The sequence below is a fragment of the Pantoea sp. S18 genome (assembly GCF_045689705.1).
GTDB classification, from domain to species: domain Bacteria; phylum Pseudomonadota; class Gammaproteobacteria; order Enterobacterales; family Enterobacteriaceae; genus Pantoea; species Pantoea symbiotica.
Genome location: NZ_CP142688.1, coordinates 2,531,839 through 2,557,555, shown reverse-complemented (window position 1 = coordinate 2,557,555; position 25,717 = coordinate 2,531,839). Strand labels below are relative to the sequence as shown.

The window sequence follows — 25,717 nt, the reverse complement described above, 5'->3', positions numbered from 1 at the left end:
CGCTCCTTAGCGCTGTTGCAGGCGGAAGAAGGCCATCTTCTCAACCAGCAATCCGGCATGTTCGCTGACGGTCTGGCTGGCGGCGCTGGCTTCCTGCACCAGCGAGGCGTTTTGCTGCGTCGCACCATCCATTTGGATCACAGCGGTGTTGACCTGTTCAATGCCGCTGGATTGCTGGCGGCTGGCCACGGCGATTTCACCGACAATATCCACCACGCGCGCCACGCCCAGATTGATGTCATTGAGCATCGCGCCAGAACGCTGCACCAGCGCGCTGCCGGCTTCTACTTTGCCGACGCTGGCATCGATCAACGCTTTGATCTCGTGCGCGGCCCCGGCGGATCGCTGTGCCAACTGGCGCACTTCGGATGCCACCACCGCAAAGCCGCGTCCCTGTTCGCCTGCGCGTGCCGCTTCGACTGCCGCATTCAGCGCCAGCAGGTTAGTCTGGAAGGCGATCTCATCGATCACCCGGTTGATATCGGCGATGCGTTTGCTGGAAGATTCGATCTCCTCCATCGCACTGACCGCATCACGCAATACGCTGCTGCCGCGTTCGGCCTGATGACGCACATCGGTGGCCAGTTCGTTGGCCTGCGCGGCGTTATCGGCGTTGTGTTTCACCGTGGCGGTCATCTGCTCCATGCTGGCAGCGGTTTGCTCCAGCGAGCTGGCCTGCGAATGGGTGCGTTCAGAGAGATCATCGTTGCCGTCGGCCATCTGACGCGCCGCATCACTTAGCGCGCTGGCGCTTTCGCCCACTTCACGCACGATCTCCGCCAGACGCACATCCATGCGCAGTAGCGACTGCATCAATTCGCCCATCTCATCGCGCGAAACACTGCCGATATCATGATTCAGTTCACCAGCCGCAATCGATTCGGCCAGTTCACGTGCCTGACCAATCGACCGGTTGATTGAGCGGATCAGCAGCCAGCCGAACACCAGCGCTACGCTCAGCCCAACCAGCAAAATGATAATCAGGCTGTTACGCGCTAACTGGTAATCGCTGTTGCTTTGCTGATAGGTGAGTTCGGCATGCTGACGCATCAGCGCATCAAGCTGGTCGATATCCTGTTGCAGCAGCTGACTGCCGCTGCGCAGGCGGGTTTCAATCACCACCAGCGCGCCGGACGGGTTGCCGCCCTTCAGCAGTTCACCGGCATCTTTCAGCGCGCTTTGCCAGCCGTCGAGATGGGTGATGAATTGCTGGCTGAGGGGTTTGGTTTGCGCATCAAACGCCAGCTGCTGCCAGGTTTGCCGGTCTTTCGCTATCTGCTCGCCGTAGTGCGCGATGCGCGCCAGACGTTTCTCCACTTCGCTGCTGTCGGTCCAGTAGCGCAGGGCATCAAAAAGGGTCGAGGATTGTTCCTGCACCATGCGGTACAGGCGGGAGGAATATTGCAGCGGTAACAGCTCATTCTGGTAGGCGTTTTGCGCCCGTTGGTCGGCGGCGCGCAGGCCAATGATTCCCCAGATGGCCGCAACAATCAGTAAAATGCACAGCAGGCCAACAATCGATGTCAGACGCGCGCGAAGAGTCAATCGCATAACGGTGTTCTCCGTAACGAAGGTGAGTGTGTAGTCGGTAATTATTGTTTTTGCAGGCTCTTTTAACTCAAGAAGAGTTATCGGCGCAGAAGTGAGCAGCTTGAGGAAAAACGTGCGGCGCGCAGCAGATACCTTGCGCAACGGGCGGGAAAAATTATAACGTAGCCGCCATTGATGCGAGTGTAGGGACCGAGAATGAAAAAGTGGATGATAGTGGCCGCGCTGGCGCTGAGTGGCTGTGCGCAAATCAGCAATTATGACCAGGCCGTGAAAACCCCGGCGCCGCTGGAGCTCAAAGGCAACTGGCAAACCGTGGGGCCGCAGAGCAAGCTGATCAGTAAGCAAGCGATGGGCAGCCTGATTATCGGTGCCGAAGGCGATACGCTGGATTGCCGTCAGTGGCAGCGCGTGATTGCCAAGCCGGGCAAATTAACCCGTCTGGGCGACGATTGGGTCAACGTGACGCGCCAGGTGCGCGTGATGCCGCTGGTGCTGGAGAACGGTGAGCTGCGTTACGATGGCTTGAGACTGCGTAAAGTGGATCGCCCAACCGTTGAGTGCCAGCAGGCGCTGGAAGAAGTGGCGAAGCGTCCGAACGAGGCGGTGATTCAGGATATCGAGCCAGAGATTATGCGCCCGGTTACGGTGTCGTCTGCATCCGCACAGTAATTCCCAGGTCGCCATAAATGGCGACCTTACGGGCAGAATATGTAGGGTCGCCATTTATGGCGACCTGGGAATCGCAAAAAAACGGGTGAGAAGCTAACTTCTCACCCGTTTTTCATTCAGTTCATCGCAACGAATCAACCCTGCGGCAAATACACACTACCTTGCTTACCATACGCACTCATCACCGATTTCTGCATCGATGACTGGCCCACCAGCTGCGTCAATTCATCCATACGCAACTGCAGCAGACGTTTCACTTCGCTCTCATTATCGAGAATATGGCGTAACACCGGACGCAACTGCTCTTGCAGCTGGCGCGACGGTGCGGCGGCTTCGGTTGTTTGCGCCAGTCTTTGCACCGCACTGACATAGTCCACTTCCTTGGTAATCAAATCATCCCATTCGCCTTCTGCTGCCAAACGCAGCATTCCGTGGCTGAGATCGAGTAACTGTTGGTAAACGGTGACAAGTGACGGTGCAATATTCATTAAACGGCGTCCTGAAGGTGTTGAGGTTGTACGACTTCTTTCCAGGCATCAGCGATATTGCGCAGAAGACCTTCAACTTCTTCGAGGGCTTCGACATCATTACGCAGATTAGCCTGAACCAGACGACGAACCATATAGGAATAGAGCCCTAACAGGTTGTCGGTAAGGTCATCGCCTGATTGCTCATCGAGGCCCTGCTTGAGTCCGCCCTCGATAATATTAATGGCCTTGGAAATCGAGTTACCTTTTCCCTGGATATTGTTGTCCTGCATAAACAGGCGGGCGCGGACCAGTGCGCTGATCGCACCGTCAAACAGCAAGGTAATCAGCTGCTGTTGATTGGCGCTCATTACTGAGCTCTCCACCCCGATTTTTGCATAGGCTTGTGTGCCTGTAGCGCTGTACATGGTCACTCCTTACTATTTAGAACTGCTGCTCGAGGTCATGCTGTCGAACTGCTGTGTCAGGTAATCGCTGGTGCTGTTCAGCGAGCTCATGGTGACGTCGAGTTGCGTGAACTGCGTTTTATAACGCGCAATCAGGGCGTTAATACGCGTGTTCATGTTGTTGTACTGCTCAGTCAGATTATTCAGCGTCTTGCTGACACCATCTTTCGCTGACTGAATGCTGCCGGTTGATGACAGCCAACTGGTCAGGTTCGTTGCCAGTTTGGTGGTGATACCGGTGGTTTTACCGTCACCGACAATCATCTCTTTCACGCCGGCTGGATCTTTGGTCAGCTCGGTTTTCAGCTTGTCAGAATCTAACGACAACTCACCGGTAGTCGGGTCGGTGGTAATCCCGATTTGCGCCAGCGTTTTGTAGGTTGAAGAGCTAGCCGTGTTGGTCAGCAGACTCTTGATCTGGGTTTGAATGCCTCGCAGCGTGCTGTCGCCCACTAACGCACCGTTGCTGGAGTCTTGTGTATCTGAACCGACATCCACCGCGGTGTATTTGGTCAGGCTGGTGAACTGATCCAGCAGATTGTTGTAAGCATCCACAAAGTTGGAAATCGCGGTGGAGGCTTTAGACGTATCCTGCGTGATGGTTAACGTCTGGTTGCCGCTGGTGACATCATTCAGATTCAGCGTAATCCCTTCCAGCGCATCACTGATGGTATTGGTGCTGCTGGTGATGGCGACGTTATTGACCGTCAACTCGGCGTCTTGCGCGGCGACGCTGACGTCCAGCGGGTTATCGGCATCGGTTTTGGTTGAATCAAAGCCGACAATGCCCTGCAGCGTGTCATCGCCAGTCACGGTAACGGAAGAAACCGCATTGGCCTCACCGGTTTTCGACGCGGTCAGTGACAGACGATAAGCGCCATCACCGGTTTTAATAATGCTGGCGCTAACACCGGCATTGGCGCTGTTAATCGCGTCGCGCATGCCGGTTAAAGAAGTTTGATCGCTGGTCAGCGTAATATCTTTGCTGGTGCCGTCAGCCAGTTTGATCGACAGCGTGCGGCTGGCATCCGAGCTGCCCAGCGCGGTGGTATTGCTGGTTTGTACGCCGGAAGTCAGCGTCTGTGCCTGCGCCAGCTGCGTAACGCTAATGCTGTATTTTCCGGCGATGGTGCTGCCAGACGTGGTGGCGCTGAATGCGGTGGTGCTGCTGGCAGCACTGGTGGCGGTGAACAAATCCGCACTGTTTAATGCCGTGTTGGCTGTCTGGAAGGTCGTTAACGCGCTAGACAAGGTGCCGTAGGCGCTCAGCTTCGCGGTGTACGCGGTCTGCTGATTAGAGATAGGCGTCAATGAAGCTTTCTCTGCCGTACTCAAGTTATCCAGGATAGTACTTAAATCGAGGCCTGAACCGATACCGAGGGTAGAAATTGTGGTCATGTTGTTTCCTTTCTATGTCGACACGGAGAATCAATACCGCGGGTTATCGGCTCTTTATGGGCAAAGTTTAGAATTATTTACCAGCAGGTAATAAAGCGAATAGCGTATATAGAGAAGGGTATTTCGGGGGCTAGAAAAATGATCAAGTTGGTCTAAAGAACTCTTCGGGTAGGGCGATAAAGATAAGCGTGACAGGTTGAAGGGAAAAATTTTCACCTGGTCCTAAAAAAAATCTAAAGGTTGTTTAAGGGCAGACGATAACAACATTGACGGCGCTGAAGCCGGCGGGTTGAAGCCCACACCTTAACCGAAAGACTTGATTAACAGGAATAATTATCATGGCCCAAGTCATTAATACCAACAGCCTCTCGCTGATCACTCAGAACAACATCAACAAGAACCAGTCTGCTCTGTCTACCTCTATCGAGCGTCTGTCTTCTGGTCTTCGTATTAACAGCGCTAAAGATGACGCAGCGGGCCAGGCAATTGCTAACCGCTTCCAGTCTAACATTACCGGCCTGACTCAGGCTGCGCGTAACGCCAACGACGGTATCTCTGCTGCGCAGACTACTGAAGGCGCGCTGTCAGAAATCAACAACAACTTACAACGTGTTCGTGAACTGACCGTACAGTCTCAGAACGGCACCAACAGCCAGTCTGACCTGGACTCAATTCAGGACGAAATCAAATCACGTCTGGACGAAATTGACCGCGTATCTGGTCAGACTCAGTTCAACGGCGTGAACGTACTGTCTAAAGACGGCTCCCTGAAAATTCAGGTTGGCGCGAACGATGGCCAGACCATCTCTATCGACCTGAAGAAGATTGACTCTTCTACTCTGGGTCTGAACGGCTTCAACGTGAATGGTTCAGGTACAATCGCTAATAAAGCGGCGACTATCAGCGACCTGTCTGCTGCTGGTGCAAACGTAACTGGTGCTGGCCCTTACGCGGTAACCACCACCAACGCTGCTCTTACTGCTAGTGATGCACTTTCTCGCCTGAAAACTGGTGATACTGTTGTTACTACAGGTACAGATGCTGCAACTTATACCTACGATGCTACCAAAGGTAACTTCACCACAACTGCGACTGTGGATGATGCTGACGTTACTACCTTTGCAAATACTCTGAAACCAGCTGCTGGTTCAACAGCTTCAGGTGTTTATACTCGTAGCTCTGGTAGCGTTAACTTTGATGTTGATGCCAACGGTAAAGTTACAGTTGGCGGCCAAGATGCATTCCTGACCACTGATGGCAACTTGACTACCAACAACGCTGGCGGTGCAACTGCAGCTACGCTGGCTGATATGTTCCAAAATGGTAGCGATGTGGCTGAAGCGGGTTCAATCAAGCTCAGCGGTACAACTTACAACTTCGGTGCCGGTGCTGACTCTGGTCTGACTTACACCAAAACTGTAAGCTCTGATGCTGTACTGAGTGCAGTTAACTCTGCTGCTACTGCAAATACCGCAGTAACTGGTGCAACCATTAACTACAACAGCGGCGTGCAGACTTTCGCATCAACCTTTGGTGGAGCCAACACCAACGGTGCCGGTAACGCGTTGAATACCTATGTTGATGGTGACAAAGAACTGACTACTACAGCTTCTTACACTATCAATTATAACGTTGATAAAGATACCGGTACCGTGACTGTCGCTTCAAATGGAGCTGGCGCTACAGGTAAATATGCTGCTGATGTAGGTTCACAAGCTTACGTTAACTCAGCTGGTAAACTGACCACTGAAACCACCAGCGCTGGCACTGCAACTACCGATCCACTGGCCGCTCTGGACTCAGCTATCAGCAGCATCGATAAGTTCCGTTCAAGCCTGGGTGCGATTCAGAACCGTCTGGATTCAGCGGTAACTAACCTGAACAACACCACTACTAACCTGTCTGAAGCACAGTCTCGTATTCAGGATGCTGACTACGCTACTGAAGTTTCAAACATGTCTAAAGCACAGATCATCCAGCAGGCGGGTAACTCAGTGTTGGCTAAAGCTAACCAGGTTCCACAGCAGGTTCTGTCTCTGCTGCAGGGCTAATCGCTCTAAGCTCCTTGCTTATCAAACCCCGCTTCGGCGGGGTTTTTTTATACCTGCATATTATGAATATGCAGGTAATTGCTCATAATTCGCCGGTAAAAACTCCAAGTGATACAAGTCGGTCACCATAAATAGCGACCCAACATAACCGCGTAGGGGCGCCATTTATGGCGACCGATACGTCATTGCACAAACTTAACCTCGCCACCCAATCCGCTTGAAGCTTCCCCCGCTTATCGCTAAGGTAAGCGCGTTTTTTCGCCGCCAGGAAACCTCATGACCACCATCGCGCTTATCGACGACCATATGATCGTCCGTTCGGGTTTTGCCCAGCTACTCGGGCTGGAGCCGGATTTCCAGGTTGTCGCCGAATGCGGTTCCGGGCGGGAAGCGCTCAACCAGTTGCCGGGACGCGGCGTACAAGTGTGCATCTGCGATATTTCGATGCCGGATATTTCCGGGTTGGAGCTGTTAAGCCAGCTGCCGAAAAGTATGGCGGTCATCATGCTGTCGGTACATGACAGTCCGGCGCTGGTGGAGCAGGCGCTTAATGCTGGCGCGCGCGGATTTCTCTCCAAACGTTGCAGCCCCGATGAACTGATTGCTGCGGTGCATACCGTGGCCAAGGGCGGCTGCTATCTGACGCCCGATATCGCCCTGAAGCTCGCCTCTGGACGTCAGGATCCGCTCACCAAACGCGAACGCCAGGTTGCGGAGAAACTGGCGCAAGGTTTAGCGGTGAAAGAGATCGCGGCGGAACTGGGCCTGTCACCGAAAACTGTTCACGTTCATCGCGCCAATTTGCTGGAAAAGCTTAACGTCAGTAACGACGTTGAGCTGGCGCGTCGCATGTTTGATGGCTGGTAATGCAGCCACTCTTTTCGCGGCTGATTGCCGTTATCGCCAGTTTTTGTATCTTCTCTGCCGCGTGGTTTTGCCTGTGGAGCATCAGCCTGCATCTGGCGGATCGTCCTGAGCTGGCAGTGCTGCTGTTTCCCTTTGGCCTGCGCCTTGGACTGATGTTGCAGTGCCCGCGCACCTATTGGCCGGTGCTGCTCGGTGCCGAATGGTTGTTGCTATATTGGCTGTCGCGCGAAGTGGAACTGGCGCATCTGCCGCTGCTGATGCTGGGTAGCGTGCTGACGCTGCTGCCGGTGATGCTGATTTCCCGTTATCGTCATCAACGAGACTGGCACACCTTGCTGTGGCAGGGTGGTGCGATGGTGTGCGCGGCGCTGCTGCAGGCATTGCCGTGGCTCACTCAACCCGCCGCGCTGAATGCGGTGCTGCTCACGCTAACCGGCGCACTGACCGTAGCGCCAACCTGCCTGGTGATCTGGCACTACCTTACCAGCACGCGTTGGCAGCCACTTGGCCCTTCACTGGTCGGACAGCCGGTCAACTGGCGCGTGCGCCATCTGTTTGGTTATGTGCTGCTGTTTATGGTCAGCTTGTGGTTGCAGCTTGGGTTGCCCGCGGAGCTGTCGCGCTTTACGCCGTTTTGTCTGGCGCTGCCGATTATTGCGCTGGCATGGCATTACGGCTGGCAGGGCGCGCTAATCGCCACACTGATGAACGCCATCGCACTGATCGCCAGCCAGACCTGGCACGATCACGCGGTCGATCTGCTGCTTTCCCTGCTGGCGCAAAGCCTCACCGGGCTGCTGCTGGGCGCGGGGATTCAGCGCTTACGTGAGCTCAATCAGTCGCTGCAAACCGAGTTAGTGCGCAATCGTCGCCTGACGGAACGCTTGCTGGAGACTGAAGAGAGCGTAAGGCGCGAAGTGGCGCGTGAACTACACGATGATATCGGCCAAACCATCACCGCCATTCGCACCCAAGCCGGGATCATGCAGCGCATCAGCCCGGAAAGTGGCGTGAAGCAGAGCGGGATGTTGATTGAGCAGCTGTCGCTGGGCATTTACGATTCCGTGCGCCGTTTGCTTGGGCGCTTGCGTCCGCGCCAGTTGGACGATCTTTCGCTCGAGCAGGCTATTCGCTCGCTGATGCGGGAAATGGAGCTGGAAGGGCACGGCATCATCAGCCATCTCGACTGGCAGATTGACGAAGCGCGGCTCAGTGAAGCGCAGCGCGTCACGCTGTTTCGCGTTTGCCAGGAAGGACTCAACAATGTGGTGAAACACGCCAGCGCCCGTGCGGTGACGCTGCAAGGCACATTGCAGGAGCAGCGGTTGCTGCTGGTAATTGAAGACGATGGCTGCGGCTTACCGGTGGGTTCTCCGCAGCAAGGTTTTGGCCTTGCCGGCATGCGCGAACGCGTGACGGCGCTAGGCGGCTCGCTGGGAATCTCCTGCACCCACGGCACGCGCGTTAGCGTCACGTTACCGCTGCGCAATGGATAAGCAAAAGATGATGTTCAGATTTCTCAAAGCGCCAGCCAGCGCGCAGTCAATCGGGGATAAAGCGACCATTGATGCGCGCTATCGTTACTGGCGTCGCCATATCATGATCACCATCTGGCTCGGCTACGCGCTGTTCTATTTCACCCGTAAAAGCTTTAACGCCGCGTCGCCGGAAATTCTGGCGGCGGGCGTGATGACGCGTACAGATATCGGCCTGCTGGCGACGCTGTTTTACATCACTTATGGTCTGTCGAAATTTTTCTCTGGCATCGTCAGCGATCGCTCTAACGCGCGCTATTTCATGGGCATTGGGCTGATAGCGACGGGCGTGGTTAATATTCTGTTTGGCTTCTCCACCTCGCTGTGGGCTTTTGCCTTGTTGTGGGTGTTGAATGCCTTTTTCCAGGGATGGGGATCGCCGGTCTGTGCGCGTCTGCTCACCAGCTGGTTTTCTCGCACCGAACGCGGCGGCTGGTGGGCGCTGTGGAATACGGCACAAAATGTCGGTGGTGCGCTTATCCCGATGATCGTTGGGGCCGCCGCGCTGCATTATGGCTGGCGCGCCGGCATGATGATTGCCGGCGGGCTGGCGATTGTCGCCGGCATTTTCCTCTGCTGGCGACTGCGCGATCGCCCGCAAACCGTAGGTTTACCACCGGTCGGTGACTGGCGCCACGATGCGCTGGAGATCGCCCAGCAGCAAGAGGGCGCGGGGCTGAGTCACAAAGAGATCCTCGCCAAATATGTGCTGCTCAACCCTTACATCTGGCTCCTGTCGTTGTGTTACGTGCTGGTTTACGTGGTGCGTGCCGCGATCAACGACTGGGGCAATCTCTATATGTCCGAGACGCTGGGCGTGAATCTGGTGACGGCCAACTCTGCGGTGACCATGTTTGAACTCGGTGGCTTCGGTGGCGCGTTAGTGGCGGGATGGGGCTCGGATAAATTGTTCAACGGCAATCGTGGCCCGATGAACCTGATCTTTGCCGCCGGCATTTTGCTGTCAGTGGGATCGCTGTGGCTGATGCCGTTTGCCAGCTACGTGATGCAGGCTGCGTGTTTCTTTACCATCGGCTTTTTTGTCTTCGGCCCGCAGATGTTGATCGGCATGGCGGCGGCGGAGTGTTCGCATAAAGATGCGGCGGGCGCAGCGACCGGTTTTGTTGGCCTGTTTGCCTATCTGGGCGCGTCGCTCTCTGGCTGGCCGCTGGCGCGAGTGATCGATGTCTGGCACTGGAGCGGTTTCTTCGCGGTCATCGCCTGCGCGGCGGGCATTTCGGCCCTGCTGCTGTTGCCGTTCTTGCATGCTCAAACGCCGCGCCAGCGCGAGGAAGTGTGATGCATCCCCGCTTTTTGCGCTTACATCGACAAAACTAAGAAATTTTCCCGGTTGCGCCGGGCAGTTGTCTCAGGCCGAAACCGCTGCTGATTTTTACAATGCCTGCCATCACGCAGGTCATTAATCAGGAGCACTCCATGCTGGCTTTCTTAAATCAGGTGCGCAAGCCGACCCTGAATCTGTCGCTCGAAGAGCGGCGCAAGATGTGGTTCAAACCCTTTATGCAGTCCTATCTGGTGGTCTTTATCGGCTACCTGACCATGTATCTGATCCGCAAAAACTTCAACATTGCGCAGAACGACATGATCACCACCTACGGACTCAGCATGACGCAGCTGGGGATGATTGGCCTTGGCTTCTCCATCACGTACGGCGTCGGTAAAACGCTGGTTTCCTATTACGCCGATGGTAAAAACACCAAGCAGTTCCTGCCGTTTATGCTGATCCTCTCGGCCATCTGCATGCTGGGCTTCAGCGCCAGCATGGGCGCGGGTTCAGTGAGTTTGTTCCTGATGATCGCGTTTTATGCGCTGAGTGGCTTCTTCCAAAGTACCGGCGGCTCCTGTAGTTACTCCACCATCACCAAGTGGACGCCTCGTCGTAAACGCGGCAGCTATCTCGGCATGTGGAATATTTCGCATAACCTCGGCGGCGCGGGTGCGGCCGGTGTGGCGCTGTTTGGTGCCAATTACTTGTTCGATGGTCATGTGGTCGGCATGTTTGTGTTCCCGTCACTGATTGCGCTGGTGGTCGGTTTTATCGGTTTGCGCTACGGCAGTGATTCACCCGAATCCTACGGTCTGGGCAAAGCCGAAGAGTTGTTTGGTGAGGAGATCAGCGAAGAGGATAAGGAAACTGAAGATCAGGCGATGACCAAATGGCAGATCTTTGTCGAGTACGTGCTGAAAAACAAAGTGATTTGGCTGCTGTGTTTCGCCAACATCTTCCTGTATGTGGTGCGTATTGGTATCGATCAGTGGTCAACGGTGTATGCCTATCAGGAGTTAAAACTCTCAAAAGAGGTGGCGATTCAGGGCTTCACGCTGTTTGAAGTCGGTGCGTTAGTCGGCACGCTGCTATGGGGATGGTTGTCGGATCTGGCGAATGGTCGTCGTGCGCTGGTGGCATGCGTGGCGCTGGCATTGATTATCGCCACGCTCGGTATCTATCAACATGCCAGCAATCAGTATGTCTATCTGGCGTCGTTGTTTGCTCTGGGCTTTCTGGTGTTTGGTCCGCAACTGTTAATTGGCGTTGCCGCCGTCGGCTTTGTGCCGAAAAAAGCCATTGGCGCCGCCGATGGCATCAAAGGCACCTTTGCTTACCTGATTGGCGACAGCTTTGCTAAGTTAGGCTTAGGCATGATTGCGGATGGCACGCCAATCTTTGGCTTAACCGGTTGGGCCGGGACCTTTGCCGCGCTCGATGCGGCAGCCATCGGCTGTATCGCCCTGATGGCGCTGGTGGCGGTGTTTGAAGAGCGTAAGATCCGCCGTGAGAAACGCCTGCAACGGCTTAAAGCGGCTTAGTCGCAAAAGAAGTAAACGGTCGCCATGAATGGCTCCCCTACGACGAACTCCTTTGTAGGGTCGCCATTCATGGCGACCTAAACACCGAACGGCCAAATCAGCCTAGTGATTCCTTCTGCACTAATCCAAATCACATCCCAACAAAAACAACGATTTCACCCATCGCCAAACTTCCTCAGAAAAGTAACCGCCTTGTTACAGTCCACATCAAATTTGCCGATAACTCCCCTCAGAATCATTCCAATTTTTGAACCACATTTTTCCGTTTCTGGGGTGTCTATGCGCTTCAATTATGACTTGTTACCGGGTGAGCTGCTGACCTTCGAAGAGATTGCCCTGCGCTACACGCAGCAGCATCCCGACGAGAAAGAGCTCACCGCACGCGGGTTGCTGAGCCCGTCGACCAGCTTTCGCAATTTGGTGATCCGCGCGCTGTTCGCGCAGGAGGAGATCAACAGTCCGATTGAGGATCTGCTGTTTGTCTCGGACGACAACGAGCGCAAAAACTATCTCCGCCGCTTTGAGCACTACCTGAAAAACCAGCAGGCGTTTCTCTACTTTCGTCGTAACGATGAAGCGCGCAAAGAGGGGCGCTGGAGAGTGGTGGGCGAAACACAGGTGTTTGCCATGCTCGATCCCAACTCGGCAGCGGCGCAGAACCTGCTGAACAGTCGCGGCTTTAAGCTGGTGCTGATGCGTCAGACCGAGGAAGAGGAGTACTGGCAGCTGTTTGATGCGCAGGCGCATCCATGCTTCCCGCTGTCGCGCAAAATCCAGTTTCTGGTGGTGTTAAGCACGCCGCAATACAAAGTGCCGAGCGGCGTGATGCCTGGCACCGAAGTCGGACGACGCGTGAAAGCCAAAGTGTTGCAACGCACCAGCCAGGCGGAGTTCACTTCGGCGGTGAAAGCGCGCTACGGCGCCTGCATCATCACCGGCACGCAGTTGACCGAACGTCACAGCTGGCCGTGGGTGGAAGCCTGCTACATCGACACGCAAGAGAATGAAGAGGGCTTTCTGGCGGATAACAGCGCAGATAACGGCTTATTCCTGCGCAGCGACCTGCAACGGCTGTTTATCAACAAAATGATAAGCATCAACGCGGAAACCGGTCAGGTGCTGTTTAATCCCGCGCTGGAAACTGAAGCGTTGATTACCCCTTTTTATCAGGCACTTGAGGGCAAAGTTTGCGCATTATGGGACGCGGTGCCGCCTGGCACGCGGGAAAGACTGCGTAATATGCGCTAACGCCCGCGCGGATGGCGGTGCGATCCACCGCCATCCATAACAAATTTGAAATAACCTCGCTTTTGCCCGCCTATTCTGCCAATCAAAACCCCTACAGAATTGGATAATCATGCCGATAACTTTACTAACGCAGGGTAGTCAACGTGAACGATCTCTATACCGCCGATGGCGTGATGGATAAACATTCGCTCTGGCAGCGCTACGTTCCTCTGGTGCGGCATGAAGCGTTGCGCCTGCAGGTACGTTTGCCAGCCAGCGTTGAGCTTGACGATCTGCTGCAGGCCGGTGGCATTGGCTTATTGAATGCCGTGGAGCGCTACGATGCGCTACAGGGCACCGCCTTTACCACCTACGCCGTGCAGCGTATCCGGGGAGCAATGCTGGATGAACTGCGCAGTCGCGACTGGGCACCACGCAGCGTACGCAGAAATGCGCGCGAAGTAGCAGGTGCCATGCATCAGGTAGAACAAGCGTTGGGGCGCTCGGCTACTGAGCAGGAAGTGGCTGAGCGACTGAATGTTTCGCTGGAGGAGTATCGGCAGATTCTGCTCGATACCAACAACAGCCAACTCTTCTCCTACGACGAGTATCGGGAAGAACACGGCGACAGTGCGGAGCTGGTGACGGAGGGGCATGAGGAAGCCAACCCGCTTCATCAGTTGTTGGAAGGAAACCTACGTGACCGCGTAATTGAAGCGATTGAGGCGTTGCCTGAACGTGAAAAACTCGTGCTCACACTGTACTACCAGGAAGAACTGAACCTGAAGGAGATTGGCGCGGTGCTGGAAGTGGGGGAATCCCGCGTCAGCCAACTGCACAGTCAGGCGATCAAACGCCTGCGTGCCCGATTATCGGGGGCGCGCTAACAGACTCAGTTCCTGGCGATCGAAAAAAACAATAAAACCGGGGACTCAGCAATGGGAGCCAAAGTTAAAGCCAGACCTTTAAGTCGCTATCTTAAAGACTATAAGCACAGCCAAAGCAATTGTTCACACTGTGGCAAAGTTTTAGATCGTATGGCGTTAGTCTTTCGCGGCCAGATCATCAATAAAGAGGCCATCGCACGCATGGACCAAATGATTGACGATCAGGTGTGGATGAAACTCCAGCCAGAATTGACCGCGTTGTGTCGTTTCTGCAGCGATATTTTCTGTAATACCCATCCGAATTACTTCGACATTATGGCGTTTAAGCAATACCTGTTTGAGCAGACGGAGATGAGCCACAGTACCATACGTGAGTATGTGGTACGTTTGCGTCGGCTTGATGACATGCTGAAGGCGAAAAATTTCCCGGCCGATCGATTACGGGGCAATAGCTGGCATGAGTGTCTGGAGAACGATCTGCCTGATGCGGGTAATAACAATTACCGCATCGCACTGCGTAAATATGACCAGTTTTTAGGCTGGCAGCAGGGCTGATGGTGAATCCACCCTTGTTGTTGTTGAGCATGACAGCAACAAGGGCAGCACGCGGTGAATTCCGGGTGCGACTTTTCTCATCTTCTGCAACACTGTATGGATAACTGCACATTGCCCGAATGGAGGCTGCATTGTCCTTACATCTTCTGCACCAGTTCCCACGTCTTGAATTACTCGGTGCACCTACGCCGCTTGAGCATTTGCCACGGCTTTCTGACTATCTTGGTCGCGATATCTTTATTAAGCGCGATGACTTCACGCCGGTAGCTCTTGGCGGCAATAAACTGCGTAAGCTCGAATTCCTGGCTGCTGACGCACTGCGCGAAGGCGCGGATGTGCTGCTGACGGCGGGCGCGATTCAATCTAACCACGTACGTCAAACTGCAGCCGTGGCCGCGAAGCTCGGCCTGAAGTGCGTGGCGCTGCTGGAAAACCCGATTGGCACCACAGCAGAAAACTACCTCAGCAACGGCAACCGCTTGCTGCTCGACTTGATGGATGTGGAAATCGTCATGGTCGATGCGCTGCACAATCCCACTGAACAGCTGGCCGCGCAGGCCGAACACCTCGAAGCGCAGGGATTCCGTCCGTATATTGTGCCGGTCGGCGGTTCCAATGTGCTCGGTGCGCTCGGCTACGTTGAGTGCGCGCAGGAGATTGCCCATCAAAGCGAAGGCGTGGTGGATTTCGCTGCGGTGGTGGTCGCTTCGGGTAGCGCCGGTACGCACGCTGGTCTGGCGATTGGTCTGGAGCAGCTGCTGCCAGAAACTGAGCTGGTTGGCGTCACCGTGTCGCGTAAAGTTGAGGCGCAGTTGCCGGTGGTGGAGCGCATTCGTAGCGCGTTAGCCGAGCAGTTGGAAGTGCAGGCCAAAGCGCCGATCACCTTGTGGGATGATTACTTCGCGCCGCGTTACGGCGAGCCGAACGAAGAGGGCATGGCGGCGGTAAAACTGCTGGCGCGCCTGGAAGGCATCATGCTCGATCCGGTGTACACCGGCAAAGCGATGGCGGGATTAATCGATGGCATTGCGCAAAATCGCTTCCGTCGTGAAGGTCCGCTGCTGTTTGTGCATACCGGTGGATCGCCGGCGTTATTTGCTTATCACCCTTCGATCTGAGACAGAACGTAAAAACGGTTTATAATCCGGCGGTTATTTAGAAGAGGTCGCCATGAATGGCGACCCTACAAAGCACACAACAACACATCACAATAAATGGGGTAAACATGATTTTCTCTCCTATTCGTCGCCAAATGGTGATGGGCATGATGGCGGTCGCGCTGGTTGCGGGCGTTAACGCTAAATCCTTCGCCGCCGAAGATTTGCTGGCAAAAGTGAAGAGTAAAGGCGAGCTGCGCGTCGGTCTGGAAGGCACTTATCCGCCGTTCAGCTTCCAGGACGAAAAAGGCCAGCTGACCGGTTTTGAAGTGGAATTCGCGCAGGAGCTGGCGAAACACCTCGGTGTGAAAGCCGATCTGCGTCCTACCAAATGGGATGGCATGCTGGCCTCGCTGGATTCCAAACGCATCGACGTTGTGATCAACCAGGTTACCATCTCGCCAGAGCGTAAGAAGAAGTATGACTTCTCCACGCCGTACACCATCTCTGGCGTGCAGGCGCTGACGCTGAAGAAAAACGCGGCCACCGTCACTAAGCCAGACGATCTGGCAGGCAAGAAAGTCGGCGTTGGCCTCGGCTCCAACTACGAGCAGTGGCTGAAAGATAACGTGCCTAAAGCCGATGTGCGTACCTATGATGATGACCCAACCAAATATCAGGATCTGCGTTCAGGCCGTTTAGACGCCATTCTGGTGGACCGCTTAGCGGCGCTGGATCTGGTGAAGAAAACCGGCGACACCATGGCAGTAGCGGGCCCGGCCTTCTCGCGTCTGGAATCGGGCGTGGCGCTGCGTAAAGGCAACGACGATCTGCTGAAAGCGATCGATTCTGCCATCGCGGACATGCAGAAAGATGGCTCGCTGAGCAAACTGTCTGAGAAATGGTTCGGCGCGGACGTCACTAAATAATGCAGGAAAGCTTACAACTGGTGCTGGATTCAGCACCATTTTTACTGAAAGGCGCGCTGTTCACGCTGCAGCTGAGTATCGGCGGGATGTTCTTCGGCCTGATACTCGGCTTCGTGCTGGCGCTGATGCGTCTGTCGCACTTCTGGCCAATCAACTGGCTGGCGCGCATCTACGTGTCGATTTTTCGTGGCACGCCGCTCATCGCCCAACTGTTTATGATCTATTACGGTCTGCCACAGTTTGGTATCGAGCTGGATCCGATTCCGTCGGCGATGATTGGTCTGTCGCTGAATACCGCCGCTTACGCTTCTGAATCATTGCGTGGCGCGATTGCCTCAATTGAACGGGGGCAGTGGGAAGCCGCTGCCAGCATCGGCATGACGCCGTGGCAAACGCTACGTCGCGTGATCCTGCCGCAGGCCGCGCGCACCGCGCTGCCGCCGCTGGGCAACAGCTTTATCAGCCTGGTGAAAGATACCTCGCTGGCCGCCACCATTCAGGTGCCGGAGCTGTTCCGTCAGGCGCAGCTGATCACCTCACGGACGCTGGAAGTGTTCACCATGTATCTGGCGGCTTCGCTGATTTACTGGGTGATGGCGACCGTGATGTCGGCGTTGCAAAACCGCCTTGAAGCGCATGTGAATCGACAGGATCGGGAGGGCAAATGAGTGCAATTGAAGTCCGTCAGCTAGTGAAACAGTTTCACGGCCAGACGGTGCTGCACGGCATCGATCTCGACGTGGCGCCAGGCGAAGTGGTGGCAATTATCGGGCCGAGCGGTTCCGGTAAAACCACGCTGCTGCGCAGTATCAATCTGCTGGAAGTGCCGGAAAGCGGACGTATCAAAGTCGGTGATATCGCCATTGATGCGGCGCTCGGCCTCAATAAGCAGAAGCTGCTGGTGCGCCAGTTGCGTCAGCAGGTTGGCTTTGTGTTCCAGAACTTCAATCTGTTCCCGCACCGCTCGGTGCTGGAGAACATCATTGAAGGGCCGGTGATCGTCAAGGGCGAACCGAAGGCAGAAGCCATCGCGCGGGCGCGCAGTTTGCTGGAGAAAGTGGGATTGCACGGCAAGGAAGAGAGTTTCCCGCGTCGTCTTTCCGGCGGACAGCAGCAGCGTGTGGCGATTGCGCGCGCGCTGGCGATGCGTCCGGAAGTGATTCTGTTCGATGAGCCGACCTCGGCGCTTGATCCTGAACTGGTGGGCGAGGTTCTTAACACTATTCGCGCGCTGGCGCAGGAGAAACGCACCATGGTGATCGTCACCCATGAGATGAGCTTTGCGCGTGACGTCGCGGATCGCGCCATCTTTATGGATCAGGGACGCATCGTGGAGCAGGGCGCGGCAAAGGAGCTGTTCAGTAATCCGCAGCAGGCGCGTACCCGGCAATTTCTCGACAAGTTTTTGAACCAGTGATTTAAACGCCAGGTCACCCCAACTGGCGACCCTACAAGACAATGCGCATCCTGCACGTTACATCGTAGGGTGCGCATTCATGCGCACCGCTTAACCGCTCATCGATATTTCTACTCAATTGCAAGACGTCCAATAAAGAAATAACCGGTTTTTACTCATTATCTGCTGGTCTTTATCTCTCGGTTTTATCCTAAAGTTAATTTCAGAATTAAATATAACACAATGAATATAATGATAAATTAACCTTCTCTCGCCTCAGTGATTCCGAGATTTTTCTTATTAGGAAAGTCCTGATTGAGACATCTTTGTAAATATAAATAATTCTTTACAAATTCATGGCGCAATTAGGACATAGCAATGACGACTGCCAGGAAAGAGGTCCTCTGGATCAACACGCTCAAAGGGGGCTGCATTTTGATGGTGGTGTTACATCACTCCATCATCACCACGTTCGCGCCTTCGCTGCATCATCTCACCGCTGGACTGCTGCCAGCGCACTGGTGGGTGGCGTTTAACACCTATCTGTCTCCGCTGCGCATGCCGGCTTTCTTCTTTGTCTCCGGTTTGCTGGCCGCCAGCTCAATCACCAAAAAGAGCTGGAAAGAGGTGTTCACCAAGAAGTTCAGCAACATCGTCTATCTCTACCTGCTGTGGGGCGTGATTCAGTGGTTAAGCATTCACTACATCTCCACGCATCTGGGTGAACGGCTCTCCAGCACGAAAAACGCTGCCTATGCCGACACGCCGTTTGAGTTCGTTAAGCTGCTGATGACCTCAATGACCAGCCTGTGGTATCTCTACGCGCTGGCCGGATTCTTCCTGTTCACCAAGCTGTTCCACAAACAGAAGCTGGCCTTGATGGCGCTGGCAATTGTCGCCACCTATGCGGCGCAGTTCAGCCTGATTCCCGGCTGGGGACCTGCCAGCGTGGCGCAGAACTATCTCTACTTCCTGCTCGGCGTGTTCTTCAGCCAGGCGTTGATTGAGTTGAGCGAGCTGAAGCGTCAGCACTGGTTGATGCTGGGCGGCATTGCGTTGATTGGCCTGCTGCATCATGTTGGCGGCATCTATAAAAATCCGTTCTACAGCCTGCTAACCATCGTGTTTGGCATTGTACTGTGCCGCTTCCTCAATGAACGATTCAATATGGCGTGGCTCAACTGGATTGGCCGCAACACGCTGCAAATCTACGTGCTGCACCGCATCTTTATTGAGCTGCTGGGGCTGAGTGCGATTGTGCTGGCGGTGCATTATGGCTGGTTTGACAATACCGCCTTTAGCTGGGCATGGGCGCTGCTAATGCCAATTACCGGCGTTGCGTTGTGTACCAGTATTTCGCTGCTGGTGTGGACGCTGCTCAACCGTGGTCCGGGCCGCATGCTATTTCTCTATCCGCGCCTGTTGCGTAAATCTGCGCTCGAGAACAAAAGCGCACCGCAGCAATAATTTAATCGGGCCAGTTTGCTGGCCCTGATTATGTTTGTTGGTTGGTCGCCATTAATGGCGTCCAATCAACTTCCTCGTTACCACAATGCAAATATTCACGCTTATCCATTTGCCACATTAAATAATTCTTTATTTAGGATTTGAATTTAATCTGGCATAAGAAAGGGTGGATTGTTCTTAATTTCCCTGCGCGACACCGCTCACACTTATTTTACTTAATAACCTTTTAGTGACTCTAATTAAGGCAAATTTCCTTAGCCTGCTCAGGGTTCTATTTTTGTCTGGATCTGTAAAGTATTGTTATATCAGGACCACAAAAAAACATTTAGGACTTTCGCTACATCATGCCTTCGCCCGCTGTTTAATAATCGTTGAATAATCATAAATGCATCAACGCTTATTTCCTCAACCTTCTCCTTAAGACCTACACAGCAACAGCAGCGGGAGTCATCATATGAATAACGCCAGGAAAGAAGATATCGCATGGATAAATACCCTCAAGGGAGCCTGCATATTACTGGTGGTGTTGTATCACACCGTATTACCTGGATTCGAAGGCACGGTGAAATTATTGACGGCGGGTTGGATCCCAGCAGAAATATGGGTGCAGTTTAATACCGTATTGTCGCCGCTGCGTATGCCAGCATTTTTCTTTGTATCGGGTTTATTAGCCACGAACGGTATTTTAAATCGGCCGTGGAAACAGGTGTTTACCAGCCGCATCACCAACCTGTTTTATCTCTATATTCTGTGGGGCTTTATTCAGTGGTGGTCGATTGTTGGCATCTCTACCGAGATCACCGGGCAGCGTATTTCGCAGAACCTCAACGCGGCGTATGCCGGTTCGCTGCTGGAGTTCTTAAAGCTCACGTTCCTCGCCATGAGTACCTCGTGGTATCTCTACGGCTTAGCGCTCTATTTCCTGTGCGCCAAGATCTTTAAACAGCAGAAAGTGGCGTTGCTGGTGGTGGCGATTGCGCTGAACTATCTGGCGGTGGAGAAGATCATTCCGTATTGGGGACCACAAAGCGTGGCGCAGTATTTCTTGTTCTTCCTGCTGGGTGCTTTCTGGAGCCCGATGATGCTGCGTCTCAGTGAATGGCGACGCGATAACATTGTGCCGTGGGCGATATTGGCCGCGCTGTCTGGCCTGCACGTCATCTTTGGATTGGATAAGAGTTTGTTCATGTGCATCCTTGCGGTGCTGTTCAGCGTGGCGGCGTGTCGCTGGTTGAATGCGCATTTCAAGATGAGCTATTTGAATTGGGTCGGGCGCAATACGCTGCAAATCTACGTGATTCACCGCATCTTCATTGAGTTCTTCGGCATGTCGGCGATTCTATTCGCCCAGCGTCATCACCTGTTTGAGCAAGCGTGGTTCTCGATACTGTGGGCCTGCTTCTATCCGCTGGCGATCGTTGGAATTTGTTCGCTGTGTTCAGTTGCGGTATGGCAAGTGACCAATCGTGGATTGGGGCAGTCGCTGTTTGTGTTTCCAACGCTGATTGGATTGAAGCGGAATAAGTCTGCGGCGTGAAGCAGGTTTCAGTTAAGCACCTGAGCGACTTTCGTTCGCCACGTAATCAGGTAGTTTCAGCTGTGCCGTGCGGCGACCGAGCATAGGGCGCCTGGCCGCGCCCTCTGCACTCCCGGGCCTTGCGCCAGCCCAATTCGCCGCTGCGCGGTACCTTCACTCATTCACGATTCCTGACGGACCGGTGGCGATTCGCTCCTGCTCAGCGCCACATCTCGCCGCATCCTTGCGGCTCGCCCTGGAATCCCTCATTCGCTCAGCGAGATGGGATGTCGCCTCAACACCCTCGTTTTAGCAGCAATGCCTTTTCCTGGCTCACAATCGCTGTAAATCCCGTAGGGTTGCCATTTATGGCGACCAGGTGCGCATGAATGCGCACCCTACGATGTCGGCATGCTGCTTAGCGCGAACTTAACCGATAGTCATCAAACTCGCATTACCGCCCGCTGCGGCGGTATTGACGCTCAGTGAGCGCTCAATCAGCAAACGTTCCAGCAGCAGATTGGTTTCACCTCGTGCAAAGCCTTGCACCGAAACAATCGCGCCATCGCGTGCCGCGACCTGCTCACACAGACTGCGTAGCTGATCGGCATCACCGTGATAAATCACCGCATCAAACTCCGCCGCCAGCGCATCCTTCACCAGCTTGATGTGCGCTTGCACCTCCGCTGGTAAAGACTTACGCAGCGCACTATGCAGCTCATCATCCTGCCAGATGGCTTGGCTGCCGACGCTGGTCACTGCCGCCAACTGCGTCAGCGCATCTTCCGCGTTATCGGCGATGCACAGCACATGTTCGCGCGGCAGCAGGGTAAAGGTGTTGCGCTCGCCAGTTGGGCCCGGCAGCAGACGCACCGTACCGGCCTGCGCCAGCTCGTCGTAACGCTGACACAGCGCCAGCAGCTCAGGCTTATCCTGCGCCCATTGCTGCAATGCCTGATGGGCACGCATCAACTCGGCACGCACCGTGCTGTCAACCGGACGCTCAGCATCCTGACGATCAAAGGTGATGCGCAGCGCACCGTCTGGACGATTGGCCAGCAGGCGATACAGATAGAGCGGGCCACCGGCTTTTGGACCGGTGCCCGACAAGCCTTCGCCGCCGAACGGCTGCACGCCAACCACCGCACCAACCATATTGCGGTTCACGTACAGGTTGCCGACTTTAGCCGTCGCCGTTACCTGCGCGATAGTTTCATCGATACGCGTATGCACGCCGAGCGTCAGGCCGTAACCCGACGCGTTAATCTGCTCGACCAGCTGCGGTAAGTTATTGCGCGAGAAACGTACCACGTGCAGCACCGGACCAAACACCTCTTTATCCAGATCGCTGACCTGATCCAGCTCAATCAGCGTCGGCTTAATAAAGGTGCCGCTGTTCCACTCTTTAGTATCCTGTGGATTCTCCTGCGCCGCCTGATACACCTTAAAGCCTTTGTTGCGCAGCGCCTGAATATGACGCTCGATATTGGCTTTGGCTTCGGCATCAATCACTGGGCCAATGTCAGTCGAGAGACGTTCCGGGTTGCCCATGCGGCACTCCGCCATCGCACCACGCAGCATTTTCAGCGTGTGATCGGCCACATCATCCTGCACGCACAGCAGACGCAGCGCCGAGCAGCGTTGACCGGCGCTATCAAACGCCGAGGCAACGATATCGACAACCACCTGTTCGGTGAGCGCTGAGGAATCCACGATCATCGCGTTCATGCCGCCGGTTTCGGCGATCAGCGGCGTTGGACGACCCTGAGGATCGAGACGACCGGCCAAATTGCGCTGCAGCAGCGTCGCAACAGCTGTTGAACCGGTAAACATCACACCGCGCACGCGCTCGTCGCCAGTCAGTTGCGCGCCCACGGTTTCGCCCTGGCCCGGCAACAGTTGCAGCACACCTTTCGGTACGCCGGCATCCAGCAGAATTTGCACCGCCTGCGCGGCAATTAGCGGAGTTTGCTCTGCCGGTTTCGCCAGCACGCTGTTACCGGCTGCCAATGCTGCGGCAACTTGTCCGGCAAAGATTGCCAGCGGGAAGTTCCACGGACTGATGCACACTACCGGACCCAGCGGACGATGGGTTTCGTTATCGAAATCATCGCGTACCATGCCCGCGTAGTAGTAGAGGAAATCGACCGCTTCACGCACTTCGGCGATGGCGTTGTTGTAGGTTTTACCGGCTTCACGCACCAGCAAGCCGATCAGCTGCTGCATCTGGCCTTCCATCGCTTCGGCAGCACGTTCCAGAATTGCGGCGCGCTCCTGCGGCGGTGTGGCGAACCAGATCGGACCGGCATTCACCGCCGCATCCAGCGCATCCGACACTTCGGCTTCGGTGGCTTCACGCACGCTGCCCACGACATCCGCTGGCGCGGCAGGATTCAGCACCGGACGGCTGACGCCTTCGCCTAATTCACCTTCTACCAGCGGCTGGGCAATCCACGGCTGGCTGGCGCTGTTAAGCAGGGCGCTGGAAAGCGACGCCAGACGATGTTCGTTGGCCATATCCAGACCAGCGGAGTTGGCACGCTTGGCGCCATACAGATCGCGCGGCAGCGGGATTTTCGGATGCGGTAAACCTACCGCGCCTTCCGCGACGCCCATCTTCTCCACTGCGGCAACCGGATCTGCGACCAGCTCATCCAGCGGCAAGGTGTTATCGGCGATGCGGTTCACGAAGGAGGTATTGGCACCGTTCTCCAGCAGACGACGCACCAGATACGCCAGCAGCGTTTCGTGGGTGCCGACCGGCGCATAAATACGGCACGGACGATTCAGTTTGCCATCAGCAACTTTGCCAACCACCTGCTCGTACAGCGGTTCACCCATGCCGTGCAGGCACTGGAATTCGTACTGGCCCGGATAATAGTTATTACCTGCCAGCTGGTAGATCGCTGCCAGCGTGTGCGCGTTGTGGGTAGCAAACTGCGGATAGATCAGATTCGGCACCGCCAGCAGTTTGCGTGCGCAGGCCAGATAAGAGATGTCGGTGTACACCTTGCGGGTGTAAACCGGATAGCCTTCCAGACCATCAATCTGCGCGCGTTTGATTTCGCTGTCCCAGTACGCGCCTTTTACCAGGCGGATCATTAGGCGACGACGGCTGCGCTGCGCTAGGTCAATCAGCGAATCAATCACAAATGGACAGCGCTTTTGATACGCCTGAATCACAAAGCCGATGCCGTTCCAGCCTTCCAGCTCCGGCTCGAAACAGAGTTTTTCCAGCAGGTCGAGCGACAGTTCAAGACGGTCGGCTTCTTCCGCATCAATGTTGATACCGATGTCATACGAGCGCGCCAGCAGCGTCAGGGATTTGAGGATGGGATAAAGCTCGTCCATCACGCGTTCATACTGCGCGCGGCTGTAGCGCGGATGCAGCGCCGACAGCTTAATCGAGATGCCCGGACCTTCATAAATACCGCGACCATTCGACGCTTTGCCGATGGCGTGAATCGCCTGCTGATAGGACACCAAATAGGCTTTGGCATCGCTGGCGGTCAGCGCCGCTTCGCCCAGCATGTCGTAAGAGTAACGGAAACCTTTCTCTTCCAGCTTGCGCGCATTGGCCAGCGCTTCGGCGATGGTTTCACCGGTAACAAACTGCTCGCCCATCAGGCGCATCGCCATGTCGACGCCTTTGCGGATCAGCGGTTCGCCACTCTTGCCGATAATGCGATTGAGCGAGCGCGACAGGTTAGCTTCGTTGTGGGTAGAGACCAGACGGCCGGTAAACAGCAAGCCCCAGGTGGCGGCGTTGACGAACATCGACGGGCTGCGGCCCAGATGCGACTGCCAGTTGCCGTTGCTGATCTTGTCGCGGATCAGCGCATCACGCGTCGGTTTATCCGGAATACGCAGCAGCGCCTCCGCCAGACACATCAGCGCCACACCTTCCTGTGAAGAGAGCGAGAACTCCTGCAGCAAACTTTGCACCATGCCAGCGCGCCCGGTTGCACCTTTCTGGTGCCGCAACTTGTCGGCGAGGCTGTAAGCCAACTGATGGGTTTTCTCTGCCAGCGGGGCAGGGAGACGCGCTTGCTCCAGCAGCATCGGCACGGCATCGGTCTCAGGACGACGCCACGCGGCAGTGATTGCCGAACGCGTTACCGACTGCGGCAAAATGTGTTCTGCGAAGTCGAGGAAAGGCTGCAGTGACTCTTCTGGCACGCCTTCATCAGCCAGCGCATCGATTAACTGTTGCGGGATTTCCGGCACGGATTCACCGGCTTCCAGCTGCTCCAGATAGTTAAAAATCGCCTGTTTGATCAGCCAGTGTGATGTGCGGTCAAGTTTCTGTGCTGCCAGTTTAATGCGATCGCGGGTGGCTTCATCCAGCTTCACCCCCATGGTAGTGGTTCCCATGATGTCCTCGTCCTCGAAAATAGTGATTCATCGCTTGCGTGGCAGCAATATCACCTATGTTGCAACTTTGTGCAACCGTGTTAAATGTGACTCAGGTTGCACGTTTTTAACCGGCTTAAATGTTAATGCTGTAAAAGCGGCATGAAACTTGCTGCAAGAAACTCGCCAAGGTTGCAACTGATGTAAACGAGACGGTTCTTGTATGTCTTAAGGTGCAACCTAAAGTGTGAGCGCGTGCAACCTTATGACAGATGAATTACGAAGTGAGGTGAAACCAATGTGACAGCTGTGTTAAATGCATTGTGCGCGCCGCACCTTTGCGGCAGGATACCGCGCCTTAAGAGAAATCGCTTTCTCTGGATGCGGTCAAATCATGCCGTTGCCCCGTTCCGGCAGCGATGATTAGAAGATTTCTCTTAGTGGATCAAATAATAA

At 55.0% G+C, this 25,717-nt stretch carries 20 protein-coding genes; 15 read left to right on the top strand and 5 right to left on the bottom strand.

What is annotated here, in order from left to right; genetic code table 11:
• Positions 1–6: 6 nt before the first annotated feature.
• Positions 7–1,551 (bottom strand): methyl-accepting chemotaxis protein, encoded by a 1,545-nt coding sequence (locus VIJ98_RS11840; RefSeq protein ID WP_154157390.1) that lies wholly within the window; start codon positions 1,549–1,551, stop codon positions 7–9.
• Between the two features lie 195 nt (positions 1,552–1,746).
• Between VIJ98_RS11840 and yedD the strand changes: the two genes are divergently transcribed.
• Positions 1,747–2,220 (top strand): lipoprotein YedD, encoded by a 474-nt coding sequence (gene yedD, locus VIJ98_RS11835; protein ID WP_154157391.1) that lies wholly within the window; start codon positions 1,747–1,749, stop codon positions 2,218–2,220.
• Positions 2,221–2,354: 134 nt separating this feature from the next.
• Here the strand turns inward: yedD and fliT are convergent, their stop codons facing one another.
• From fliT to fliD, 3 genes are read right to left on the bottom strand one after another with little or no spacing between them, the layout of a single operon-like run.
• Positions 2,355–2,708, bottom strand: a complete 354-nt coding sequence (gene fliT, locus VIJ98_RS11830) for a flagella biosynthesis regulatory protein FliT (protein WP_154157392.1) — start codon at positions 2,706–2,708, stop codon at positions 2,355–2,357.
• A complete protein-coding gene (gene fliS / locus VIJ98_RS11825) occupies positions 2,708–3,115 on the bottom strand; it encodes a flagellar export chaperone FliS (RefSeq protein WP_008105355.1) in 408 nt (135 codons plus the stop codon). Before fliS ends, fliT begins: the two co-directional genes overlap by 1 nt.
• 12 nt (positions 3,116–3,127) lie before the next feature.
• On the bottom strand, positions 3,128–4,552 hold the full coding sequence (gene fliD / locus VIJ98_RS11820; protein ID WP_154157393.1) for a flagellar filament capping protein FliD: 1,425 nt from the start codon (positions 4,550–4,552) through the stop codon (positions 3,128–3,130).
• A gap of 338 nt (positions 4,553–4,890) precedes the next feature.
• Here fliD and VIJ98_RS11815 point away from each other — a divergent pair, with 338 nt between their 5' ends.
• From VIJ98_RS11815 to VIJ98_RS11750, 14 genes are all read left to right on the top strand, one after another.
• A complete protein-coding gene (locus VIJ98_RS11815) occupies positions 4,891–6,603 on the top strand; it encodes a FliC/FljB family flagellin (protein ID WP_154157394.1) in 1,713 nt (570 codons plus the stop codon).
• Positions 6,604–6,879: 276 nt separating this feature from the next.
• Complete coding sequence (gene uhpA / locus VIJ98_RS11810) at positions 6,880–7,470, top strand: transcriptional regulator UhpA (RefSeq protein ID WP_323274147.1); 591 nt, start codon at positions 6,880–6,882, stop codon at positions 7,468–7,470.
• Complete coding sequence (uhpB, locus tag VIJ98_RS11805; protein WP_323274145.1) at positions 7,470–8,966, top strand: signal transduction histidine-protein kinase/phosphatase UhpB; 1,497 nt, start codon at positions 7,470–7,472, stop codon at positions 8,964–8,966. The genes uhpA and uhpB overlap by 1 nt, the downstream gene beginning before the upstream one ends.
• 10 nt (positions 8,967–8,976) lie before the next feature.
• On the top strand, positions 8,977–10,305 hold the full coding sequence (locus tag VIJ98_RS11800) for an MFS transporter (protein ID WP_323275821.1): 1,329 nt from the start codon (positions 8,977–8,979) through the stop codon (positions 10,303–10,305).
• A gap of 137 nt (positions 10,306–10,442) precedes the next feature.
• Entirely contained in the window at positions 10,443–11,834 is a 1,392-nt protein-coding gene (gene uhpT, locus VIJ98_RS11795; protein WP_154189948.1) for a hexose-6-phosphate:phosphate antiporter, read from the top strand.
• A gap of 279 nt (positions 11,835–12,113) precedes the next feature.
• A complete protein-coding gene (locus tag VIJ98_RS11790; protein WP_323274142.1) occupies positions 12,114–13,082 on the top strand; it encodes an HNH endonuclease signature motif containing protein in 969 nt (322 codons plus the stop codon).
• 143 nt (positions 13,083–13,225) lie between these two features.
• Positions 13,226–13,948, top strand: coding sequence for an RNA polymerase sigma factor FliA (locus VIJ98_RS11785; RefSeq protein ID WP_007891379.1), 723 nt, complete (start codon positions 13,226–13,228; stop codon positions 13,946–13,948).
• 51 nt (positions 13,949–13,999) lie between these two features.
• On the top strand, positions 14,000–14,503 hold the full coding sequence (fliZ, locus tag VIJ98_RS11780) for a flagella biosynthesis regulatory protein FliZ (RefSeq protein ID WP_007891377.1): 504 nt from the start codon (positions 14,000–14,002) through the stop codon (positions 14,501–14,503).
• Positions 14,504–14,634: 131 nt separating this feature from the next.
• The gene (locus tag VIJ98_RS11775) at positions 14,635–15,621 is read left to right on the top strand and encodes a D-cysteine desulfhydrase (protein WP_323274137.1); all 987 of its coding nucleotides are present in this window, start codon (positions 14,635–14,637) and stop codon (positions 15,619–15,621) included.
• 107 nt (positions 15,622–15,728) lie between these two features.
• Positions 15,729–16,529: a cystine ABC transporter substrate-binding protein gene (tcyJ, locus tag VIJ98_RS11770; RefSeq protein ID WP_323274135.1), complete on the top strand. Its 801-nt coding sequence runs from the start codon at positions 15,729–15,731 to the stop codon at positions 16,527–16,529.
• Complete coding sequence (gene tcyL / locus VIJ98_RS11765; RefSeq protein ID WP_323274133.1) at positions 16,529–17,197, top strand: cystine ABC transporter permease; 669 nt, start codon at positions 16,529–16,531, stop codon at positions 17,195–17,197. Before tcyJ ends, tcyL begins: the two co-directional genes overlap by 1 nt.
• Positions 17,194–17,946 (top strand): L-cystine ABC transporter ATP-binding protein TcyN, encoded by a 753-nt coding sequence (tcyN, locus tag VIJ98_RS11760; RefSeq protein WP_323274131.1) that lies wholly within the window; start codon positions 17,194–17,196, stop codon positions 17,944–17,946. Before tcyL ends, tcyN begins: the two co-directional genes overlap by 4 nt.
• A 357-nt stretch (positions 17,947–18,303) precedes the next feature.
• Positions 18,304–19,392: an acyltransferase family protein gene (locus VIJ98_RS11755; RefSeq protein WP_008105331.1), complete on the top strand. Its 1,089-nt coding sequence runs from the start codon at positions 18,304–18,306 to the stop codon at positions 19,390–19,392.
• A 454-nt stretch (positions 19,393–19,846) separates the two neighbouring features.
• Complete coding sequence (locus VIJ98_RS11750) at positions 19,847–20,929, top strand: acyltransferase family protein (protein ID WP_061718470.1); 1,083 nt, start codon at positions 19,847–19,849, stop codon at positions 20,927–20,929.
• 408 nt (positions 20,930–21,337) lie between these two features.
• On the opposite strand, the gene putA is transcribed toward VIJ98_RS11750, so the two are convergent.
• Entirely contained in the window at positions 21,338–25,282 is a 3,945-nt protein-coding gene (gene putA, locus VIJ98_RS11745; RefSeq protein WP_323274126.1) for a trifunctional transcriptional regulator/proline dehydrogenase/L-glutamate gamma-semialdehyde dehydrogenase, read from the bottom strand.
• Positions 25,283–25,717 lie beyond the last annotated feature (435 nt).